This is a genomic window from Dactylosporangium sp. CS-047395 (genome assembly GCF_050942185.1).
Taxonomy (GTDB): domain Bacteria; phylum Actinomycetota; class Actinomycetes; order Mycobacteriales; family Micromonosporaceae; genus Dactylosporangium.
The window spans coordinates 6578038-6599176 of the sequence record NZ_CP192015.1; the positions used below are offsets into that span (position 1 = coordinate 6578038).

The following is a 21139-nucleotide window of genomic DNA, read 5'->3' on the forward strand; positions in this document are numbered from 1 at the left end:
TTCGGCCGCGCGGGAACAGCCTGTGGCGCACGGCCCGAACGCGCGCGGCCGTCCACAATCACGCGCCGCGCGGCCCGATGGCGCGCGGCCGTGCACGATCGCCCGGCGCGCGGCCCGAGTACGCGGCCCGACGGTGCGAGACGTGCACCATCACCCCGAACCTCCCGCAACTGCCCGCAATCGCGTGTCGTCGCACGGCGCGCGGCCCGATGGTTAGCAGTCGCGCGAGGACGGCACGCGACTGCCCGCCGCGCGACTCGATGGCGCGCGACGGTACGCGGCCAGCGCGTGGTCGCCGGCACGCGGCCCGGCTAGGTGCGGCGGCGCGGGGACAGCGTGTGACGCGCGGCCCGATGGCGCGCGGTCGCGCACGATCGTCCGCCGCGCGACCCGAGTGCCCGGCCGGACGGCGCGAGGCTCGCGCAGTCGCCCCGAACCTGCCGCAACAGCCCGCAATCGCGTGCGGTCGCACGGCGCGCGGCCCGATGGTGGGCAGTCGCGCAAGGACGGCACGCGACCGCCCGCCATCCGACCCGACGGCGCACGACGGTATGCGGCCAGCGCGTGATCGCCCGGCCCGCGGTCCGGCCACGTGCGGCAGCGTGTGGCGCGCGGCCCGATCGCGCGCGGCCGTGAAGGATCGCCCGCCGCGCGGCCCGAGGGCGCGCGGCCGTGCACAATCGCCCGGCCCGCGGCCCAAGTGCGCGGCCGGACAGGGGCGAGGCGTGCACCATTGCCTCGAACCTGCCCCGACAGCTCGCGATCGCGTGCGGTCGCTCGGCGCGCGGCTCGATGGTGGCGGCGCGCGGCTCGATGGTGGGCAGTCGCGCGAGGACGGCACGCGACCGCCCGCCACCCGACCCGACGGCGCACGACGGTATGCGGCCAGCGCGTGATCGCCCGGCCCGCGGTCCGGCCACGTGCGGCAGCGTGTGGCGCGCGGCCCGATCGCGCGCGGCCCGATGGCGCGCCCGCCGCGCGACCCGAGTGCGCGGCCGTGCACGATCGCGCGGCGCGCGGCGCGCGATCCGAGTGCGCGGCCGGGCGGCGCGAGGCGTGCACAATCGCCCCGAACCTTCCGCGACAACCCGCGACCGCGTGCGGTCGCCCGCCACGCGGCCCGATGGCGCGGCCCGAGTGCGCGGCCGGACAAAGCGAGGCGTGCCCCATCGCCCGGAACCTGCCGCAACAACCCGCGATCGCGTGCGGTCGCCCGCCGCGCGGTCCGATGGCGCGCGGCCGCGCACGATCGTCCGCCGCGCGGCCCGAGTGCGCGGCCCGACGGTGCGAGGCGTGCACGATCGCCTCGAACCTGCCGCGACGGCCCGCGATCGCGTCCGGTCGTCCGGCGCGCGGCCCGGTGGTGGGCGTCCACGCGAGGACAGCGTGTGCCGCCCGCGCGTGGGTCGGTGGGGCGTGGCCGAGTGACGAGGACTAGCGCTTGATGCGCTCCCCGGACGGGTCGTACGGCGGGCGGCGGTGCACGGTCGCCGGGACGAGCCGGCCACCCACGTTGATCTCGAACGTGCCGCCCTCCCAAGGCGCCACGTAGGCCAGGGCCACGCAGGCGCCGAGGGTTTCGCCCCAGGCGGCCGATGTGACCTGGCCCGCGGGTACGCCGTCGCGCAGGACGAGCTCGCCGCCCCACATCATCACGTCCGGGTCGTCGGCGACGAGGGAGACCAGGCGGCGCGCCGGGCCCTCGGCTCGGGCCTTCTCGACGGCCTCGCGGCCTAGGAACGGGATGTCGGTCTTGAGCTTGCAGGCGAACAACAGCCCCGCCTCGACCGGATTGGTGTCCGGGCGCAGGTCCGGCCCCCAGGCCCGGTACCCCTTCTCCAGCCTCAACGAGTTGATCGCATAGTAGCCACCCGGTACGACATTTTCCGCGATCAGTTGCTCGTAGACGCCGACGGCGAACTCGGACGGGACGTACAGTTCCCAGCCGAGTTCGCCGACGTACGTGATTCTTGTCGCGCGCACGGTGGCGTGGGCGAGGTCGATTTCGCGGCTGGTGGCGAACGGGAAGGCGGCGTCGGACAGGTCGGAGCGCGTCAGGGATTGCAGGAGGGCGCGGGATTGGGGGCCCATCAGGCCGTACACCGCGAAGGAAGACGAGACATCGGTGACTGTCACGTGCCGCCCGTCGGCGTGCCGGCGCAGCCAGTCGGCGTCGCGCTGGACCGAGGCCGAGCTTGTGACCAGGAGATATTCGTCGCGGGACAGGCGGGTCACGGTGACGTCGGACTCGTAGCCGCCGCGGGCGTTGAGCAGGCCGGTGTAGACGGCGCGGCCCGGCTCGACGGCCACGTCCGCGGTGCACAGCCACTGCAGCAGGTCTTCAGCGTCGCGGCCAGCGATGAGGAGTTTGCCGAACGACGTCTGATCGTACAACGCGACCGACTCGCGGGTGGCCCGCTGCTCGGCGGCGGAGTACGGCAGCCAGTCCGGCTTGCCCCAGGTGTACTCCAGGCTCGGCGCGAACACGTTCACCCGCTCCCAGCCCATTTTCGAGCCGAACTGCGCACCCGCGGCCGCCTGCAAATGGTACGCGGGCGAGCGGCGGAACGGCCGGGCCGACGTCAGCTCGCGGTTCGGCCACGGCACCTCGTAGTGCAGGCCGAGGACCTCCGCGACCCGGTCGTGCAGCCACTGGTTGTTGCCGTTGAACGGGGCGAACCGGCGAATGTCCACACCGGACAGATCGCTGGTCGGCTCGCCCGCCACGATCCACTCGGCGAGCGCGCGGCCGGCGCCACCGGCCGAGGCGATGCCGACCGAGTTGAATCCGGCGCCGACGAAGAAGTTCTTCACCTCGGGCGCCTCCCCGAGGATGAACTGGTTGTCGGGCGTGAAGCTCTCCGGGCCGTTGTAGAACTTCTTGATCCCCGTCTCGCGCAGCGCCGGAATCCGCAGCTGGGCGTTCTCCATGAGGATCGCGAAGTGGTCCCAGTCCTCGTCGAGGAGCTGGAACTCGAAGGGGTACGGCAGGGCGTCCGGCGCCACCCACGGCTTGGCCTCGGGTTCGAACCCGCCGACGACGAGCCCGCCGACCTCCTCCTTGAAGTAGGTGTACCCGTCCGGGTCGCGCAGGATCGGCAGCATCCGGTGGGTGCCCTCGATCGCCTCGGTGACGACGTAGAAGTGCTCGGCCGAGTGCAGCGGCACATTGACCCCGGCGAGCGCGCCGACCGCCTTGGCCCACTGCCCGGCGCAGTTCACGACGACCTCGGCCTCGATGTCGCCGGCGTCGGTGCGCACCCCGCGCACGACCCCGTCCCGCACGTCGATCCCGGTGACGCGCACCCCTTGCACGATGGTGGCCCCGCGGTGGCGCGCCCCCTTGGCGAGGGAGTTTGTGACGTCGGTCGGATTGGCGGTACCGTCACCGGGCAGCCAGATCGCGCCGGCGAGATCCTCGGTTGCCAGCAGGGGGTACAACTGCCGCGCCTCTGACGGTGTCAGCAGCTCGCACTCGAGGTCGTAGGCGGCGGCCGAGGCGGCGGTCCGCTGCAGCTGCACCATCCGGTCGGCGGTGCGCGCCACGGTGACGCCGCCGCAGCGCTTGAAGCCGGTGGCGAGGCCGGTCTCCTGCTCGAGCTCGCTGTAGAGTTGGGCGGAGTACTGCACCAGCCTGGTCCCGCTCTCGCTGGCCCGCAGCTGCCCGACCAGCCCCGCCGCGTGCCACGTCGTGCCGCTGGACAGCCGCCCCTGCTCGACGAGCACCAGGTCCGTCCAGCCGAGTTTGGCCAGGTGGTAGGCGACGCTCGCGCCCACCACCCCGCCGCCGATCACGACGACCCGGGCCCGCTGCGGTACCACACCGTTCATGCGCGCGACGCTAGCTCCGCCTCCCGCAAAGGTCCAGATGCCGCCCACCGGACCCCGGCGGCGCCGAGCAGCACGACCGCGCCGAACGCCACGAGCGTGACCGCGTCGGGATGGACCACGGACTGCCCCCGCGCGGCCTGCCAGGACAGGATTACAAAGCTTCCGGTGTACCCGAACGCGACCACGCCCACCAGCCGCGCCCTGACCCGCTCGGGCCGCAGCCACTCCATCCGGCCCGCGAGCAGGTGCAGCAGCGCCACGGCGGCCAGCAGCACCTGGATGGCGTGCAGCCCGACGAAGTGGGGCACGCGAAGATCCCCGCCGCTGGTACTCCAGTTCGTCAGGAACATCCCCCGCCCGTCCGGGTCGCCGATGCCGTGCTGCCCGACCAGCGACACCAGTTGCCCGTTCGCGTCGACCTCGGTGCGCTGGTACCCGCCGCCGGACGCGCTGAGCCAGCCCGCCACCACCATGCTCGCGAACGCGAGCCCGAGCCCCGCGCGCAGGGCCAGGGTGAGCGCCCGGTCGCCGGTTCGCTGCATCAACAGCAGAACCGCAATGATCAGCGTGGCGATGATCAGCGGCATGATCCCGAACGAGAACACCGTCTGCACGGTGCGCGCCACATCGTTGCTCTCCTGGTTGAAGTGGCTGAACGTCCCGTGCGCCGCGGCCCACACGACCGCCCCGACGTCGAGCGCGCCGGCCACCGCGAACCCGGTCCCGACCCACCAGCCGACCCGCCGCCCCTTGGTGAGCAGCGTGAGCAGCCAGGCGAGGGTCAGGCTGTAGATGCCCATGGCGATCCCGAACTTCATCGGCTTGGCCCACACGGGCTCGCCGAGCAGGAGCCGATCGTCGGCGAACAGCCCCACGAAGGACCACACCGCCAGCCCGAACATGAGCCCCGCGTGCAGCACCAGCGGCCGGTGCCAGCCGCCTATTCTCCTGAGAACGTACATCTGGACGCTCCAGACCGGGACGAGGTTTGATTGCCACCCAGCCTCGGCTCACCGGCGTCCGCGAACCATCCGACGGCCCCCCGGACCGGCCCTGGGGCTATCCCCCGCATCGCGACCAAGCGCGCGGCGCATGGCCTCGCGGCAACTATCCGTGAAGGGTTCCCGACGCTAGGCTGCACGCAGCGCCACCGAACGCCGGAAAGGGAGCGCCGTGGCTGAGACGCCGCCCGAGGGAACGCGCCGCCGGGTGCTCGTCGCCGACGATGATGCATCGAGCCTGGCCGGGTTGCTTGCCGAAGCGGGGTACGACGTCGTCGGGCAGACGAGTGACAGCGCGGCGGCCCTCCGGCTCGCCCTCGAACTGCGGCCGGACCTCATCGTCCTCGACATCAAGATGCCGATCATGGACAGCCTCGCGGCCGCGCGTCTGCACGACGGCCCACTCGCTCCGATCATGATCCTCACGGCCGATCTGCGGGACATGACACGCCTGACGCGCGAAGGGGTCGACGAGGTCTGGCTCGTCAAGCCGATCCAACCGAGCGAGCTGGAGTCGGCCATCGAGACCGCGCTGCGTCGGCACGAGCAACTGCTTCGGCTCGAGGCGGAGCAGGGATCGCTGACCGAGCGGCTGGCCACCCGGAAGGTGGTCGAGGCGGCCAAGTCGCGGCTGATGGCCGGATACGGGCTGTCGGAGCCGCAGGCGTTCCGGTGGCTGCAACGCTCCGCCATGGACAATCAGCTGACCATGCGGGAGGTCGCCGAGCGGGTGCTGGGCGAGGAACCCGCACCACCACCGCCGCCGGCCGAGCCGAAAGCGAGCCCGTCCGCTGCGGCCCCCGGGTTTCGAGCCGCCCTCAGGACGTTCGCGGACGCTGTTCGCCTGACCTGGATGCCGGCCCGGCACGGCGGGCATGACGATCTCGGTGGCCGCTGGGCTGAGCTCGAAGGCGAACTGGATCGGATGTACCAAGCCCTTGGTCCCCCACCCGCTGGAGACCGGCATGCCCGACCGTGACCCCGCCCCGTCCACGGCTGCCAGCTGGGTGAGCCTGCCGACCCCGGTCAAGATGGAGCAGTACGAGCGGGCCGTTCCCGGCACCGCCGAGCGGCTGCTGGCGATGCTCGAATCGCAGCAGCGGCATGCCCAGCGCGTGCAGGTCATGGCCATGCGGATTCGCATCTTCGGCTACGCCTGCGGGCTCGCGTCCGTGCTCGTGCTCGCGGTCCTCGCCAAGTACTTCGCGGACTCGGGCGCACCGACGCAAGGGGCCGCCATCGCCATGGCCGGGACGGCGTCGCTGGTCGGGACGTTCGTGACCGGACGGCTCGCCGCTCGGCGGGCCCACGGAGCGGGCGGCCGGGAGGCGACACCCGACGCGGGCGGCCGCGAGCCGGGAGAAGTCCGCGCCGAAGTCCTGGACTGACGGCGCGGGCGCCAGGTGCGCCGGGGTGGCTGCAGCACGACGAGGGAGACGGGCCAGCAGCGCCCGGGCGTCGCCAGTGGCCAGCGCGACCAGGAGTGACAGGGCCAAGGTGGCGATGATGAACACCGACCGCCGTCAAGGGACGCGGCCGGCCTCGATGCGGCGGCCGTCGGCGACCGTGATGACGATGCGGACGCCGGGCGGGATGTGGCCGTGCAGGGCGTCGAGGAGGAGGCCGACCGGTGGGAGCGTCGCCGGGGCGAGGACGTCGATCGTGGCGATGTGGGCGTTGACGGTGACCGAGCGGATCTCGGCGCCGGGGACGGGGGCGATCCACTGGGTGGCGGCGGTCGTGATCCGGTTGGTCCAGGCGTTGACGAGGACGTTCGCGGCGGTGTTCGCGCCGAGCGGTACGAGCAGCAACAGCATCAGCATCGTGATGGTCACGTAGGCGCGGCCCAGGCCGTGGGGCCGGCGTGCGTAGCCGTACGCGGCGAAGACCAGCGTGCCGGCCAGGACCAGGGACAGGACGTTGGAGGCGAACAGCACCAGCGCGCCCGCCGCGAGGGGCAGGTCGCCCTGGCCGAGGCAGACGCCGGCGACGGCCAGGGGTGGCACGAGGGAGATGGCGATGGCCACGCCGGGCAGCACGTCGCTGACGTCGCGGCGGGACAGTCCCAGGGCGCCGGCCGCGCCGGTGGCGACCGCGGCGATGAGGTCGGCCAGGCGGGGGGCGGTGCGCCCGGACACCTGGGTGTTGGTGAGCAGGTCGGCCCCGGCCGGCACGGCTAGGGAGGCGATGGCGCCGATGCCGACGACCATGACGAGACCGGCGGTGACGACGCCGGCCGAGTGCCGTAGCAGGCGGCGGTCGGCGGTCACGGTACCCAGGGCGATGCCCATGATCGGGCGGGACAGCGGGGCGATGATCATCGCGCCGATCACGGTGGCGGTCGAGTCGGCCAGGACGCCGGCGGTGGCGATGACCGCGGAGAGGACCAGCATCGACCAGAACGCGGACCGTTTCGCGGCGTGGTCGCCGCGCGCGAGGTCGAGCTGGTCGGCCAGTTCGGGCAGCGGCCGGCGCTGGGCGGGCAGGAGGAGTCGTGACCATCGGCCGCGGTGGTCGTCGGGGTCGTCGGTGCCCGGGCAGCGTTGCACGGCGTCCCCCTGAGAATCCCGCGTGCCGTACGGCCAAGGCTCATCTGCGGCAACGGCGAGCGCCTCGCTCGCACGGGAGGAGCCGCCGGGGCGAACGAGCCGCCGGGGCGAGCGAGCGCGGGAGGAGCCGCCGGGGCGAACGAGCCGCCGGGGCGAGCGAGCGCGGGAGGAGCCGCCGGGGCGAACGAGCCGCCGGGGCGAGCGAGCGCGGGAGGAGCCGCCGGGGCGAACGAGCCGCCGGGGCGAGCGAGACGCGCCGTCACCCTGGGCGGATGGGGCGGCGCGACCGGTGACCGCCGACGATCGACAGGTGCCGACCCGCCAGCCCGCCGATGCCGCGCGGGCCATGATCCTGCCCCTGGCGCTGGCCCAGTTCATCTGCAGCTACGCCGGCACCGCCATGAACGTCGCCATCACGCCGATGGCCCGGGACCTGCACACCAGCGTCTTCGGGGTGCAGGCGACCATCACCCTGTTCACCCTCACCATGGCCGCGCTCATGATCCCCGGCAGCAAGCTCACCGACATCTGGGGGCGCAAGCAGTGCCTCGTCGCCGGGCTGCTGCTGTACGGCATCGGCGCCCTGCTCGCCGCGGTCGCCCCGCGGCTCGGCGTCATGATTCTCGGCAACGCGCTGCTGGAGGGAGTCGGCTCGGCGCTCATGATCCCGCCGATCTACATCCTGATCACCGTCATGGCGCCGGATCTGCCCACCCGGGCGAAGTACTTCGGCATCGTCGGCGGCGCCGGTGCGCTCGGGGCCGCCACCGGGCCCCTCATCGGCGGTGTCATCACCAGCTTCATCACCTGGCGGGCCTCGTTCCTGCTGCAGGTCCTCGTCATCGCCTGGATCGTCGTGCTGATCCGCCGGCTGCCCGCGACGCCCCGCCCCACGCCGGCGCCGCGCTTCGACCTGACCGGTGCGCTGCTGTCGGCCGCCGGGCTGCTGCTCGTCGTGCTGGCCGTGCTGCAGTCGACCACCTACAGCTGGACCACCGCCCGGACCGACTTCGCCGTCGCCGGCCGCGTCCTGATCGCCGAGGGCGGCCTGTCCCCGGTCTGGCCGACGCTCGCCCTCGGCGCGGTCCTGCTCGGTGTGTTCGGGCTGCACCTGCGCCGGACCGAACGGCGGGGCCGCGAGCCCCTGCTGCGGCTGCGGCTGTTCGGCGACCGCGCGGCCAACCTGGGCCTCGGCACGCAGGCCGTCCAGTGGCTGGTCATGCAGGGCACGTTCTTCGTCACCGCCGTCTACCTGCAGAACGCCCGCGGGTACAGCGCGATCCTCACCGGCCTCGTGCTCACCCCGGCGACCGTGGGCATCCTGGCCTCCTCGGCCGCCGCCGAGCGCTTCGCCCGGCGCCGCACCCAGCGCACCCTCATCGTCGGCGGCTTCGTCGCCACCGTCACCGGCCTCGCCCTGTTGCTCATCCTGGTCGGTACCGGATCCGGGGTCTGGCGCACGGTTCCCGGCCTGCTGCTGGCCGGGCTGGGCCTGGGCACGATGCTCACCGCGTCGGTGAACCTGGTGCAGTCCGCGTTCCCGGACCGCGACCAGGGCGACATCTCCGGGCTGTCCCGCGCGGTGTCCAACCTCGGCTCGTCGCTGGGCACCGCGCTCGCCGGGTCGGTCATCGTCTCCGCCGCCGAGCCGGGCCGCCACCCGTACGCGGCGTCGCTCGGCGTGCTCACCGCCATCGGCGCGATCGGCCTGGGCCTGGCCGTCCTGCTCCCGCGGACCGCGAAGCCGGCCCGAACCGCCCAGCCGCAGAGCGCCGCTACACCGCGCTGACCGTGGCGCGCGCCCGCCCCCGGGTCACAGGTCGCCGAGCGCGGTCAGCGGGGACTCGACGCAGTTGGCGACGTAGCGCAGGAAGCCGCCCGCCGTGCCGCCGTCGCAGGCGCGGTGGTCGAAGGCGAGGGTCAGCTGGGTCACCTTGCGTACCGTCAGCTGCCCGTCGACGACCCACGGCCGGTCGATGATCCGGCCGATGCCGAGGATCGCGACCTCCGGGTGGTTGATGATCGCGGCCGAGCCGTCGACGCCGAAGACGCCGTAGTTGTTCACGGTGAACGTGCCGCCGGTCAGGTCCGCCGGGGCCAGGGTGTTCGAACGCGCGGCCTCGGTGTGCGCGGCGATCGCGGCGGACAGGGCGCGGGTCGGCAGCAGGTGGGCGTCGCGGACGACCGGGACGACCAGGCCGTGGTCGGTCTGGGCGGCGAAGCCCAGGTTGACGTGCGACGGGACGACCAGTTCGTCGCCCTCGACGCGGCCGTTCAGCTCGGGGTGGCGGGCCAGGCCGAGCAGCACGAATCGCGACAGCAGCCCGAGCAGGCTGACCGGCGACTGCGCGTTCAGCACGGTCCGGGCGGCGAGGAACTCGGTGGCATCGACGTCCACCCACACCGTCGCCTCGGGGATCTCGCGGCGGGAGCGGCTGAGCTTTTCAGCCATGGCCCGGCGCAAGGGCCGGCGGGACTCGCCCGGTGCCGATAGGGGGACGGTCGCCAGGGCCTGCTCGACGTCGGCGCGGCGGATCAGGCCCTCGGGGCCGGTGCCGACGACCGAGCGCAGGTCGAGGCCGCCCGCGCGGGCCATCTGCCGCACGAACGGGGAGATGACCCGGACCGGGCCGCGGTGCTGCACGTTGGCCGCGCGCCGCGAACCGCGCCGGCGGCGGGTCTCGGTCGTGGTGCCGTAGCCGATCAGCACCGCGCCGCTGCCCTCATCAGGCGTCACGATGCCCGGTTCTTGGAAGGACTCGACCGGGGTCACCGTGATGAGCGGTGCACCGACGCGCACGACGGTGCCGGGCGTGGCGTGGAGGGCACTGACGGTACCGGCGAAGGGAATTGGCACTTCGACCGACGCTTTCGCGGTCTCCACCTCCACCACCGACTGGTCGATGCGCACCGTGTCGCCGACGCGCACCATCCAGGACAGCACCTCGGCCTCGGTCAGGCCCTCGCCGAGGTCGGGCAGGAGAAAGTCAGGCATGGTCGTCCCACTGCAGCTTGGCGACGGCGTCGAGGATGCGGTCGGCGTTGGGGAGGTGGTGGTGCTCGAGGTGCGGCGGCGGGTAGGGGATGTCGAGGCCCGTCACCCGCAGGATCGGCGCCTGCAGGTGGTGGAAGCACTGCTCCTGCAGGCGCGCCACCACCTCGGCGCCGTAGCCGGTGAACCGCGCGGCCTCGTGCACCACGACGGCGCGGCCCGTGCGGCGGACCGAGGCGGTCACCGTGGCGTCGTCGAACGGGGACAGGCTGCGCAGGTCGATCACCTCGAGGTCCCAGCCCTCGGCGGTGGCCGCGTCGGCCGCCTCCAGCGCCGTGGCCACCATGCCGCCGTAGGCGATCACGGTCACGTCCCGGCCGGGGCGGCGGACCAGGGCCTCGTCGATCGCCGGGCCGTCGGTGCCCAGGGCCACCGACTCCTTCGACCAGTAGCGGCGCTTGGGCTCCAGGAAGATGACCGGGTCGGGGCAGGCGATCGCCTGGCGCAGCAGGCGGTACGCGTCCGACGGGGTACCGGGCGTGACCACGCGCAGGCCGGGGGTGTGCGTGTAGTACGCCTCCGACGAGTCGCAGTGGTGCTCGACCCCGCCGATGCCGCCGCCGTACGGCACGCGGATGACGATCGGCAGCTGCACGGCGCCCCGGGTGCGGTTGCGCAGCTTCGCGAGGTGGCTGGTGATCTGCTCGAACGCGGGGTAGGCGAACGCGTCGAACTGCATCTCGACGACCGGGACGAGGCCGTTCATGGCCATCCCGATCGCGGTGCCGACGATGCCGGACTCCGCGAGGGGCGTGTCGAACACGCGCGCGTCGCCGAAGCGCGCGGCCAGCCCGTCGGTGACGCGGAAGACGCCGCCCAGGGTGCCGACGTCCTCGCCGAACACGAGCACCCGGGAGTCCTCGGTGAGCGCGTCGGCCAGCGCGGCGTTGAGCGCGCCGGCCATGGTCACCGGCGCGATTTTTTCAGGCTTCGACGGTACTGCCGGACGCTCCAACGTGCTCGTCATGCCCGTCCCTCCTCGGCCAGCTCCGCGAGCAGCTCCGATCGCTGCGCGCGCAGTGCGGCGGTGGGCCGCGCGTACACGTGCTCGAACAGCTCGCCGGGATCGTGGTCCACGTCGGTGTTCAGCTGCTCCCGGACGCCCGCCGCGAACCGCTCGGCCTGCTCGGCGAACGCGGCCTCGGTGGCGTCATCGAGCAGTCCGGCCTCATGCAGGTACACCCGGAGCCGTTTGATCGGATCGCGCCCGAGCCACGCCTGAACCTCGTCGGAGGCGCGGTAACGCGTGGCGTCGTCGGCGTTGGTGTGCGCCTCGATGCGGTAGGTCAGCGCCTCGATCAGGGTCGGGCCGTCGCCGGCCGCCGCGCGCGCGATCGCCCCGGTCACCGCGGCGTGCACGGCGGCCGCGTCGTTGCCGTCGATGAGCAGCGAGCGCATGCCGTAGCCGACGCCCTTGTGCGCGAGCGTGGGTGCCGCGGTCTGCTTGGCCAGCGGCACACTGATCGCATAGCCGTTGTTCTGCACCAGGAACACCACCGGCGCCTTCCACACGGCGGCGAAGTTGAGCGCCTCGTGGGTGTCGCCCTCGCTGGTCGCGCCGTCGCCGAGCAGCACCACGGCGACCTGGTCGTCGCCCTTGAGCCGGGCCGCGTGGGCGAGGCCGACGGCGTGCAGCGTGTTCGTGGCGAGCGGGGTGCACTGCGGGGCGACGAAGTGGGCGTGCGGGTCGTAGCCGCAGTGCCAGTCGCCGCGCAGCAGGGAGAGCACCTCGGCCGGCGGGACCGCGCGGGAGACGATCGCGACCGAGTCGCGGTACGTCGGAAACAGCCAGTCCCGGTCGCGCAGGGCGAGCACGGCGCCGATCTGGCACGCCTCCTGGCCGTGCGAGGACGGGTACACCGCGAGGCGGCCCTGCTTGGTGAGCGCCGTGGCCTGCGCGTCGAAGCGGCGCCCGACGACCATCCGGCGGTACAGCTCCAGCAGCACTTCGCTCTTCGGCAGGTCTTCCGGGGTGCCGGCGCGGCCCTCGGCGTCGATCAGACGCCAGGGGGTCGGGCTCGGCAGCATCGCCTCGATGGTGTTCACCGGGGAGCTCCTTCGGTCCTGGGATGTCCAGCATCATCGGCTCCTGCGTGGCCAGAGGTCCAGCGCGGGGCTACATTCGAAGACGATTGGCTCCGCACGAGCCGGATTCGGGTGTACGGGGAGACGGATGGCTCAGCTGGACGACGTGGACCGCCGCATCGTCGAGGCGTTGCGGGCGGACGGCCGGGCGTCGATGCGCACCCTGGCGGAGTCGTTGCACATCTCGCGCGCGAACGTCTACGCGCGCGTGCAGCGCCTGGAGCACGACGGCGTCATCACCGGCTACACGGCGACGGTCGATCCGCAGCGGTACGGCTACGGCGTGGCCGCATACGTCTACGTCAACATCACGCAGCATTCGTGGAAGGCCGTCCGGTCGCGCATCCTCGCCATGCCCGAGGTGGACCACGCGGCCCTGGTGTCCGGCTCGCACGACCTGGTGCTGCTGGTGCGCACCCGGGACACCACGTCGCTGCGCGAGCTGGTGCTGACCCAGCTGCAGGGCATGCCGGAGATCACCTCGACGGAGACGGTGTTGATCTTCGATGAGCTCCCGACGACGCCGAGGCCGCCCCGCGCTTGACTGCGTGCCCTATGCATTGATGGATGAGACGGGAGTCGCGGGACCTGCAGCTGCGCGCCGACACGGACCTCCGCGCCGGACTCGAGCACTTCCGGCACGGCCGGGGCGCGTCGGCGGTCATCCTGCTCGACCGGGCGATCACCGGCTACCTGACGCTGCTGCGCGACAGCGGACGCTCGCGCGGGCGGGAGCTCGCGCTGCTGTTCAGCCGCGCGCAGTTGGACAACGCCGAGGTGCTCATGCGCTACGGCGATCCGCAGCTCGCCGCGGCCGCCGCCGATCTGGGTTTCCGCGGGTACGTCGGGCAGTACCGCACCCGCGGCTGGACCGTCGCCGAGATGGGCGCGCTCGCCGCCCGGGCGAGCGCGATCCTGGCCCGCACCGGCCGGTTCACCGACGCCGTCGCCGCCGACGAGCTGGCGATCAAGGCGTACGCCGAACTTGGCGACGCCCCCCGCACCGCCGAGGCGCTCACCCTGGCCGGCCTGCACCTGCTCGCCCTCGCCGACGACCGGCATCGCGAGCAGGCGGCCGAGCACCTCGGCGACGCCCGGTCCGTCGACGCGGAGGCGGCCCGCGCGGCCCAGGACGAGTGGGAGCGGCTGCGGGAGCGGCCCCCGCCGCTCACCCTGGCGCAGGCGCTGTGGCTGGTGCCCGAGGCGGAGGGGCTGCCCGACGCGTACCGTGACCCGGCCCCGAACCTGGTCAGCCCGTCCGGCCGCACGTACCCGCACCTGGCCACGATCGACGCCGCCAAGCTCGCGGGGATCGCGGAGCGGCTGCTGCCCGAGTCGCCGGCGGAGGGGCTGCGGATCGGGCTGGAGGCCCACTACCTGTACGCGATCGGCGCGGCGGCCGGGCCGCTTGACGACCGTACCGAAGCGGAATGGGCGAGCCTCGTGGACGCGCTGCGCACCGTCCTCGCCGACGACGACCCGCTCCTGGCCGAGGACCTGGCGCAGTTTCGCGAACGCGGTTGACTCTCCCACCGTGGGAGACCGCAGAGTTGAGCGGTGGACGACGAACTGCTCAGCATCGGCGCACTCGCGCGACGGACCGGGCTGCCGGTCAAGCTCGTGCGGCACTGGTCCGACCTCGGGATCGTGCCGGCGGCCGGACGGACCGGGGCCGGCTACCGGCGGTTCGAACCGCGGGCCGTCGCCCGGCTCGAGTTCGCCCGCACGCTGCGCCAGCTCGGGCTCGGCATGGACGCGATCCGCGGCGTCGTGACCCGCGAGGACACCCTCGGCGAGGTCGCGGCCGCGCACGCCCGGGCGATCGACGCGCAGATCCGGGCGCTCAAGCTGCAGCAGGCGGTGCTGCGCTCGGTCGCGGCGCGCGGCTCGTCGGCGGAGGAGCTCGGCGTGCTGACCCGGCTCGCCCGCCTCTCCGCGGCCGAGCGGGCCGCGATCATCGAGCGGTTCGTGGCCGAGACCGTCGGCGACGTCGACGTCCCGGCGTACCGCGACGGCCTGCTCGCCGCCCGCCCCGACCTGCCCGACGATCCCACCGCCGAGCAGGTCGACGCCTGGCTGGAGCTCGCCGAGCTCGTCGCCGATCCCGAACTGGGCCGGGCGATGCGGCGCACCGCCGAGTACGTCGCCCGGATCGCGCCCGGCGCGGCGGACGACGGCTCGGCCGAGCGCGTCACGGCCTTCTGGGTGGCGAGGGTCGGCGCGGCCATGCGGGCGGGCATCGCGGCCGACTCGCCGTCCGCCGACCCGATCGTGGCCGAGATCGTCCAGGCCTGGCTGCCCACCCAGCGCGACACCACCGATCCGCGGGCCCAGCTCCTGGAGCAGCTGGAGGTGGCGGCCGATGCCAAGGCCGAGCGGTACTGGCAGCTCGTCTGCGTCATCACCGGCCGCCCGGTGCCGCCGAGCCTGGCCGGGCCCGGTCAATGGCTGATGACGGCGCTGCGGGCCAACCCGTCCCCGGGCGCCCGCGCCGCTGCGATCGCCGCCCAGCTCGATCGCCCGCCACCGGACAGCCTGCTGGAGTCGTGCGAGCAGGTGCTGCACGAGGTCGGGGCGCTCGTGGCGAGCACCGGGCCGGAGCGCCTCGCCGACCCGACGCCGTGCGGCGGGTGGGACGTGCGGGCGCTGCTCGACCACATGGTGTACGAGAACCTGCTCTGGACAAGTCTCGCCGAGAACCGGCCGCGCTCCGACTTCGCCGCCGACCACCTCGACGGCGATCACGTCGCGGCGTTCCGGGCGGCGGCCGCGGCCACGATGCGCGCGTTCCGGCGGCCCGGGATGCTCGAGGCGCCCTACGGCCCGGCGCGCGGATGGAACCTCGTCGAGCAGCTGGTCATCGAGATGCTCGCGCATGGGTGGGACCTCGCGACGGCGACCGGCCGCTCCACCGATCTGGCGCCGGACGTCGCCCTGGCGGTGCTCCCGGCCGTGCACCGCCAGTATGCCAGCCTGCCCCGGACACCGGGAGGATCGTTCGGCCCGGAACGTCCCGCCCCGCCCGGCGCCACGCCGGCCGACCGGCTCGCCGCGTACCTCGGGCGCGGGTAGCTTTGCTCGCATGACATCGCTGGACGAGTTCGCCGCGCTCGCCGGGCGCGAGCACGGGCTGGTCGTCGTCTCGACCCTCCGCGCCGACACCACCATCCAGGCGTCCATCGTGAACGCCGGCGTGCTCACCGACCCGCTCACGGGCGGGCGAGCGCTCGGGTTCGTGACGTACGGCAAGGTGAAGCTGGCCAACCTGCGCACCCGCCCGCGCGTGACGGTGACCGCCCGGGCCGGCTGGGAGTGGGCGACCGTGGAGGGAACGGCCACCCTGATCGGCCCGGACGACCCGGCCCCCGGCTTCGACGCCGACCGATTGCGGTTGCTGCTGCGCGAGGTGTTCACGTCGGCCGGCGGCACCCATGACGACTGGGACGAGTACGACCGCGTCATGACCGAACAGCGCCGCACGGCCGTGCTCATCGACCCGTCCCGCGTGTACAGCAACACCTAGCCGCCGATCCAGCGCACCCCGTCCGCGGTGCGCAGCGCCTCGTCGAGGCTCGGGATCGGGTCGCCGCTGCGGTACAGCACCAGGGTGTGGCCGTGGAAGTCGAGCACGTTGAGGAAGTTCTGCTCGGCGTACGCGGCCAGCCCCTGCACATCGCGCACGCGCTGCGGCCCGCCGACGCCGGCCAGCCCGTTGCCGGTCGACGGTGCGGCGAGCACGACCCGGATCGCCGCCGTGCCGTCGCCCCGCAGGCTGATCCCGCCGTCGCTGTCCACCCCGGCAACGGACAGCCCCGCGGGCAGGTAGGAGGCCTCGATCTTCGGCCGCAGCACCAGCTCCCCGTCATCGCGCAGCCCGGCCGCGGCCCGCAGCGCATCCCGCTCCAGCGTGGAAACCCGATTGCCGATGCTACCGTACTCCAGCGCCGCCGACCGCCCCGACGGCAGCGTCCACAACACCCGTGTCCACAGTGGACTCGACTGGAACCGCCCCCGCTGCCCGTTGACGCTCGTCGCCGTCCACCCCGCCCAGTCCGGATTCGCCGGCGAGTCCAGCGCCACCTGCAGATACGGCCCGGTCTCCTGCTCCCCGAAGTCCGCCGCCTCCCCCGCGAGCCCGACCGCCCGATACGGCTCGCCCGGCACCCCCTCCGGCAGCCACGTCATCCGGATCCTTGCGGTCCACCCAGGCGCCGGCCCCTCCGCCGCCTGCTGCTGCGCGGGCGACAACAGCCACGCGACGAGCACAAGCAAAGCCAAACTCGCCATTTGTACCGTACGACGCCGCCTCTTGACCCGCTCGCGCACGTGCGCCATGACCAGCCCGGCGTCGGGCGCGTGCCGCTCCTCCTCGAGCAGCGCATCGGTGAGCACCCGCACGTTCATCGCAACGCCTCCAGATCGGCCGACTCCAACCGCAACGCCGCGATCGCCCGCGCATGCGCCGAACGCACGGTCCCGGGCGCACACCCGAGCATCTCGGCGGTCTCGGTTTCGCTGAGCCCCTCGTAGTACCGCAACACGAGCACCGCCCGCTGCCGCTGTGGCAGCCGCGCGAGCCGTTCGAGCACCGCCGCCCGAACAGCCATGTCCTCGGCGTGATCGGGCACGGTCGGCTCCTCGACCCGCTGCCGCTGCCACAGCTCCGCCCGCCGCACCACCCGCCGCCGCCACGACAGATACTGCGACGTGACAATCTTCTTGACGTAGAGCTCGGGCCGCTCCATGCCGCCGATCCGCGCCCACCGCCCGTGCGCGACGACCAGCGCGTCCTGCACCACGTCCTGCGCCAGCTCCCGATCCCCGGCCAGCACACCCGCGAACCGCAGCAACGCGGGCAACCGCGCCTGCACGAACTCGTCGAACGTCATACTCTTATGAACGCCACGAGCCGCGCGTTTCGCTCCATCGCCCTCAAGACGCGTGTTTCGCTCCCTCGCCTCGGACGCACGGCCACCCTACCCCGGGCCGCTCATCGGACCGGCCTGAACCAGTGGCTCGCGCTGCTGCTCGCCCCGATCGCCCCCGCCCGCCGGGATTGCCTGACCCGGGCGCGCAACCGCCGGCTCGACCCGACCGCGGTGTTCATCATCGCCACCATGACCTTGTAACTTCTGCAGGCGCCGGCCTCCGGCGAGTGAGGCAGCCGGGCAGGCAACGTGGATGTGCGAACCGCGGCGATCACCGGGCGTACCGCCTTCGGGTGAGGCCGGCGGCTCAGTGCAGGGTGAGTTCGAAGCAGCCCCAGTCGCCGCCCGCCTCGGCGACGAGTTTCCAGGTGCCGGCCGACGGCAGGGGGATGCCGCTCGGGTAGAACTGCACGCCGCCCTCGTTCGTCGCCAGCGATCCGGCGTCGTAGGTCTCGACGCGACCGGTCGCCGACGTTGCGGTGATGGTCATGCGCGCGTTCACGGCCGGGTGGGACGGGATCCAGTACAGCTTGCCGATGCCCGGTTCGAGGCCCGGCCGCCACTGCCGGCGGTACTCAACGAAATCGCCCGCGATGATGTCGCCCGAGCGGGCGTCACGCACCTCGTCAGCGACCGGCACGCAGGCACGTTCGCTCGTGCCCGGCAGGGACTGTTCGGTCAGCGGGGCCGGGCGCTCCACAGCCGCAGACGGAGACGGCGGTGAAGGCGGAGACGGCGGTGAGGGCGAACTGCACGATGCGAACGCCGTCAACGCCACCGCCGCGAGCAACCAGCTGCGCACGTCCCCATCAGACCGCGTGCACGGACGCTCGGCAAGGCCGTTACGCGAGGACATCCCGCGTGCACGGACGCTCGGCCACGCCGTTACGCGAGGACATCCCGCGTGCACGGACGCTCGCTAAGGCCGTTCCGCGAGCGCGGGCGCTCGGCAACGCCGCCACGCGAGGGCATCCCGCGAGCGCGGACGCTCGCCAACGCCGTTCCGCGTGCACGGACGCTCGGCAACGCCGTTCCGCGAGCATCGCGCGAATACGGGCGCTCGGTCTGGCCGTTACGCGAGGGCCTCCCGCGCGGCGCGTGGCTCGCGGCCGAGGAGCTTGCTCAGCAGCGGGTCGGTGCCGGCGAAGTAGCCCGCCTGGGCGGCCTGGTAGAAGCCGAGCAGGAATTCGGTCCGATGCGGCTGCTGCTGAGCGGCGACCCAGTCCTGCTCGTCCAGCAGCCGGTAGCCGATGGGGCGGCCCGAGACCTCGGACGCGATTTCGGCGAGCTCCGCGAACGTTACGGCGGCCGGAGCGGTGATGGTGGTCGGGCCGTCGTAGCCGCCGCCGGCGAGCAGGATTGCGGCTGCGGCCTCGGCGGCGTCCTCGCGGGCCGTCCATGAGACCGGGCCGTCGCCCGGTACGGCGATCATGCCCGTCTCGCGCCACGGGCCTGCAAGCCACTGCAGGCTGTGCGCGTAGAAGCCGTTGCGCAGCGAGGTCCACGGGATGCCGGAGGCCGCCAGCAGTTGCTCGGTGGCGAAGTGGCTGCTTCCGGGGGCGAACGGGTTGTCCGGGGCGGCGGCCTGGTGGCTGGTGTAGAGGATGCGTCCCACGCCGGCGGCTACGGCCGCCTCGATCGCGGTGCGGTGCAGGGTCGTCGCGTCCGCGGTCGGGTCGTTGGAGGAGACGAGCAGCAACTGGTCGGCGCCGGCGAACGCGGCCGGCAGGGAGGCGGGTTCGCTGTAGTCGCCGCGCCTGACCTCGACGCCGCGGTCCGCGAACGGGGCGGCCTTCGCGGGGTCGCGGGTGACGACGGCGAGGCCGCTGGTGGGCATGCGTTCGAGCAGGTGGGTGACGGTGGCGCCGTTGAGGGCTCCGGTCGCGCCGGTGACGATAATCATTGATCCGCCTTCGCTGTTACCAATGGAAACACTGACGACGGTACCGCCTGTAATCGCCGATAGCAACCTCATGTTATCGTTGGTTCATGAGTGATCGGGCCGACGTGCGGATGGCGATCGTCGAGGCCGCCGCGGAGCTGCTGCGGGACGTGGGGCCCGGTGCGGTGACGACCCGCGGGGTGGCCGAGCGGGCCGGTGTGCAGGCCCCGACGATCTACCGGCTGTTCGGGGACAAGGACGGGCTGCTGGAGGCGGTGGCCGAGCACGTCATGACCACGTTCGTGGCGGAGAAGGCGGCGGGTCAGGCGGCCGCCGCCGCGGCGGACGCCGACCCGCTCGATGACCTGCGCCGCAGCTGGCGCCGGCAGGTCGAGTTCAGCCTGGCCAACCCGGCGATCTTCCGCCTGCTGAGCGACCCCGACCGGGTGCTGGACTCGCCGGCCGCGGCCAGGGGCCGGCAGGTCCTCGAGGCCCGGGTGCACCGACTGGCGGCGACCGGGCGGCTGCGGGTCTCCGAGGCACATGCGATCGATGTCATTCAGGCCGCCGGCGTCGGGACCATCCAGACGCTGCTCGTGGCACCGCTGGAGCGACGGGACCCGGGCCTCGGCGACGCCATGATGGACGCCGTCCTGGCCCGCATCCTGACCGACGCGCCCGCCGCCGACCAGGATGCGTCCACCGCGGCGGCCGTTGCCCTGCGCGCGCTCGCGCCGCAACTCGCGATGCTCAGCGACGGCGAGCGCCGGCTCCTGATCGAGTGGCTGGACCGGATCACCGAAGGCCGCACCACGGAAAGCCGCACCACCGAAGACCGCACCACCGAAGACCGGACCACGCAAAGCCGCACCACCGAAGACCGGACCACCCAAGACCGCACCACGCAAAGCCGCACCACCCAAGACCGGACCACCGAAGACCCGACCACCGAAGGCCCGAACGCGGAAGCAGCTACGCGACCGCGGTGAGCCCGGCGCTCGCCAGCAACCGGGCCGCCACAGAAGACCGCACAACCGGCGACCGCACCACGCAAAGCCGCACCACCCAAGACCGGACCACCGAAGACCCGACCACCGAAGACCCGAACGCGGAAGCAGCTACGCGACCGCGGTGAGCTCGGCGCTCGCCAGCAGCCGGGCCGCCACCGAAGCCAGACGCCTTCCCTGGTACCGCGCGGCGCCAAGCGTCGCCTCGCTCGGCACGCCCTCGACGCCGGGGTGGGCGGTGCCGTAAGGGTTGCCGTGCGCCGCGTACACCGCCGGGTCGGTGTAGCCGGGCGGGACGATGAACGCGCCCCAGTGGTAGAAGGTGTTGTACAGCGCCAGCAGCGTCGACTCGTTGCCGCCCTGCAGGTTGCCGGCGCTCGCGAACGCCGTCGCCGGCTTGTTGGACAGTGCGCCCGCCGACCACAGGCTACCCGTGGTGTCGATGAACTGCTTGAGCTGGGCGGCCACATTGCCGTACCGCGTCGGCGAACCGAAAGCGTAGGCGTCGGCCCAGCGCAGGTCGTCCAGCGTGGCCACCTCGACGTGCGGGGTCGCGCTGACGTGCGCGCGCCACGCCGGGTTGGCGTCGATCGCGGTGTCCGGGGCCAGCTCCGGCACCCGGCGCAGCCGCACCTCGGCGCCGGCGGACTCGGCGCCCTCCGCGACGGCCGAGGCCAGGGCGTGCACGTTGCCCGTGGCCGAGTAGTAGATGACGGCGACCTTCGCGCCCATGACGCCTCCTGAAGTGGAAACTATTCCGGTTACGTGGTCGAGACTAAGTGGAACTTCTTCCGCTTACAAGGG

General features: G+C 73.1%; 19 protein-coding genes and 1 pseudogene. 9 read left to right on the forward strand and 11 right to left on the reverse strand.

The window, feature by feature from the left end; genetic code table 11:
• Window positions 1-1434: 1434 nt before the first annotated feature.
• Window positions 1435-3831: a GcvT family protein gene (locus tag ACQP00_RS30970; RefSeq protein ID WP_433201687.1), complete on the reverse strand. Its 2397-nt coding sequence runs from the start codon at window positions 3829-3831 to the stop codon at window positions 1435-1437.
• Entirely contained in the window at window positions 3828-4793 is a 966-nt protein-coding gene (locus tag ACQP00_RS30975; protein WP_433201690.1) for a hypothetical protein, read from the reverse strand. The genes ACQP00_RS30970 and ACQP00_RS30975 overlap by 4 nt, the downstream gene beginning before the upstream one ends.
• Window positions 4794-5004: 211 nt before the next feature.
• On the opposite strand from ACQP00_RS30975, the pseudogene ACQP00_RS30980 reads away from it, so the two are divergent.
• Both ACQP00_RS30980 and ACQP00_RS30985 read left to right on the forward strand, forming a co-directional pair.
• Window positions 5005-5586: pseudogene (locus ACQP00_RS30980) on the forward strand (ANTAR domain-containing response regulator); the annotation flags it as partial.
• 211 nt (window positions 5587-5797) lie between these two features.
• Entirely contained in the window at window positions 5798-6220 is a 423-nt protein-coding gene (locus tag ACQP00_RS30985; protein ID WP_433201693.1) for a DUF2335 domain-containing protein, read from the forward strand.
• Between the two features lie 135 nt (window positions 6221-6355).
• Here ACQP00_RS30985 and ACQP00_RS30990 read toward each other — a convergent pair whose 3' ends face one another.
• Entirely contained in the window at window positions 6356-7381 is a 1026-nt protein-coding gene (locus ACQP00_RS30990; protein ID WP_433201696.1) for a TIGR00341 family protein, read from the reverse strand.
• A 310-nt stretch (window positions 7382-7691) separates the two neighbouring features.
• Here ACQP00_RS30990 and ACQP00_RS30995 point away from each other — a divergent pair, with 310 nt between their 5' ends.
• Entirely contained in the window at window positions 7692-9170 is a 1479-nt protein-coding gene (locus ACQP00_RS30995) for an MFS transporter (RefSeq protein ID WP_433201699.1), read from the forward strand.
• A 24-nt stretch (window positions 9171-9194) separates the two neighbouring features.
• On the opposite strand, the gene ACQP00_RS31000 is transcribed toward ACQP00_RS30995, so the two are convergent.
• Genes ACQP00_RS31000 through pdhA form a run of 3 tightly spaced genes read right to left on the reverse strand, consistent with a single transcriptional unit; the run spans window position 9195 to window position 12461 of the window.
• Entirely contained in the window at window positions 9195-10376 is a 1182-nt protein-coding gene (locus ACQP00_RS31000; protein ID WP_433201702.1) for a dihydrolipoamide acetyltransferase family protein, read from the reverse strand.
• The gene (locus ACQP00_RS31005) at window positions 10369-11352 is read right to left on the reverse strand and encodes an alpha-ketoacid dehydrogenase subunit beta (RefSeq protein WP_433224054.1); all 984 of its coding nucleotides are present in this window, start codon (window positions 11350-11352) and stop codon (window positions 10369-10371) included. Before ACQP00_RS31005 ends, ACQP00_RS31000 begins: the two co-directional genes overlap by 8 nt.
• 44 nt (window positions 11353-11396) lie before the next feature.
• Window positions 11397-12461 carry a pyruvate dehydrogenase (acetyl-transferring) E1 component subunit alpha gene (gene pdhA, locus ACQP00_RS31010; RefSeq protein WP_433224056.1) on the reverse strand — a complete coding sequence of 355 codons (1065 nt, stop codon included), beginning with the start codon at window positions 12459-12461 and terminating at the stop codon, window positions 11397-11399.
• Between the two features lie 145 nt (window positions 12462-12606).
• On the opposite strand from pdhA, the gene ACQP00_RS31015 reads away from it, so the two are divergent.
• The 4 genes from ACQP00_RS31015 to ACQP00_RS31030 are packed head-to-tail and all read left to right on the forward strand — an operon-like array spanning window position 12607 to window position 16041.
• Window positions 12607-13062, forward strand: coding sequence for an Lrp/AsnC family transcriptional regulator (locus ACQP00_RS31015; RefSeq protein WP_433041911.1), 456 nt, complete (start codon window positions 12607-12609; stop codon window positions 13060-13062).
• A 23-nt stretch (window positions 13063-13085) separates the two neighbouring features.
• Window positions 13086-14042: a hypothetical protein gene (locus ACQP00_RS31020; RefSeq protein ID WP_433201705.1), complete on the forward strand. Its 957-nt coding sequence runs from the start codon at window positions 13086-13088 to the stop codon at window positions 14040-14042.
• Window positions 14043-14075: 33 nt separating this feature from the next.
• On the forward strand, window positions 14076-15590 hold the full coding sequence (locus ACQP00_RS31025) for a TIGR03086 family metal-binding protein (protein ID WP_433201708.1): 1515 nt from the start codon (window positions 14076-14078) through the stop codon (window positions 15588-15590).
• Window positions 15591-15600: 10 nt separating this feature from the next.
• A complete protein-coding gene (locus tag ACQP00_RS31030; protein WP_433201711.1) occupies window positions 15601-16041 on the forward strand; it encodes a TIGR03618 family F420-dependent PPOX class oxidoreductase in 441 nt (146 codons plus the stop codon).
• Here ACQP00_RS31030 and ACQP00_RS31035 read toward each other — a convergent pair.
• Window positions 16038-16922, reverse strand: a complete 885-nt coding sequence (locus ACQP00_RS31035; RefSeq protein WP_433201714.1) for a hypothetical protein — start codon at window positions 16920-16922, stop codon at window positions 16038-16040. The genes ACQP00_RS31030 and ACQP00_RS31035 overlap by 4 nt on opposite strands.
• Complete coding sequence (locus ACQP00_RS31040) at window positions 16919-17407, reverse strand: SigE family RNA polymerase sigma factor (RefSeq protein ID WP_433201717.1); 489 nt, start codon at window positions 17405-17407, stop codon at window positions 16919-16921. Before ACQP00_RS31040 ends, ACQP00_RS31035 begins: the two co-directional genes overlap by 4 nt.
• A 6-nt stretch (window positions 17408-17413) precedes the next feature.
• On the opposite strand from ACQP00_RS31040, the gene ACQP00_RS31045 reads away from it, so the two are divergent.
• Window positions 17414-17647, forward strand: a complete 234-nt coding sequence (locus ACQP00_RS31045) for a hypothetical protein (protein ID WP_433201720.1) — start codon at window positions 17414-17416, stop codon at window positions 17645-17647.
• Between the two features lie 106 nt (window positions 17648-17753).
• Here the strand turns inward: ACQP00_RS31045 and ACQP00_RS31050 are convergent, their stop codons facing one another.
• On the reverse strand, window positions 17754-18086 hold the full coding sequence (locus ACQP00_RS31050) for a hypothetical protein (protein ID WP_433201723.1): 333 nt from the start codon (window positions 18084-18086) through the stop codon (window positions 17754-17756).
• A gap of 432 nt (window positions 18087-18518) precedes the next feature.
• Window positions 18519-19349: an NAD(P)H-binding protein gene (locus tag ACQP00_RS31055; protein ID WP_433201726.1), complete on the reverse strand. Its 831-nt coding sequence runs from the start codon at window positions 19347-19349 to the stop codon at window positions 18519-18521.
• A gap of 86 nt (window positions 19350-19435) precedes the next feature.
• On the opposite strand from ACQP00_RS31055, the gene ACQP00_RS31060 reads away from it, so the two are divergent.
• Window positions 19436-20317 carry a TetR/AcrR family transcriptional regulator gene (locus ACQP00_RS31060; RefSeq protein WP_433201729.1) on the forward strand — a complete coding sequence of 294 codons (882 nt, stop codon included), beginning with the start codon at window positions 19436-19438 and terminating at the stop codon, window positions 20315-20317.
• 129 nt (window positions 20318-20446) lie between these two features.
• Here ACQP00_RS31060 and wrbA read toward each other — a convergent pair whose 3' ends face one another.
• The gene (wrbA, locus tag ACQP00_RS31065) at window positions 20447-21067 is read right to left on the reverse strand and encodes an NAD(P)H:quinone oxidoreductase (RefSeq protein WP_433201732.1); all 621 of its coding nucleotides are present in this window, start codon (window positions 21065-21067) and stop codon (window positions 20447-20449) included.
• Window positions 21068-21139: the final 72 nt, after the last annotated feature.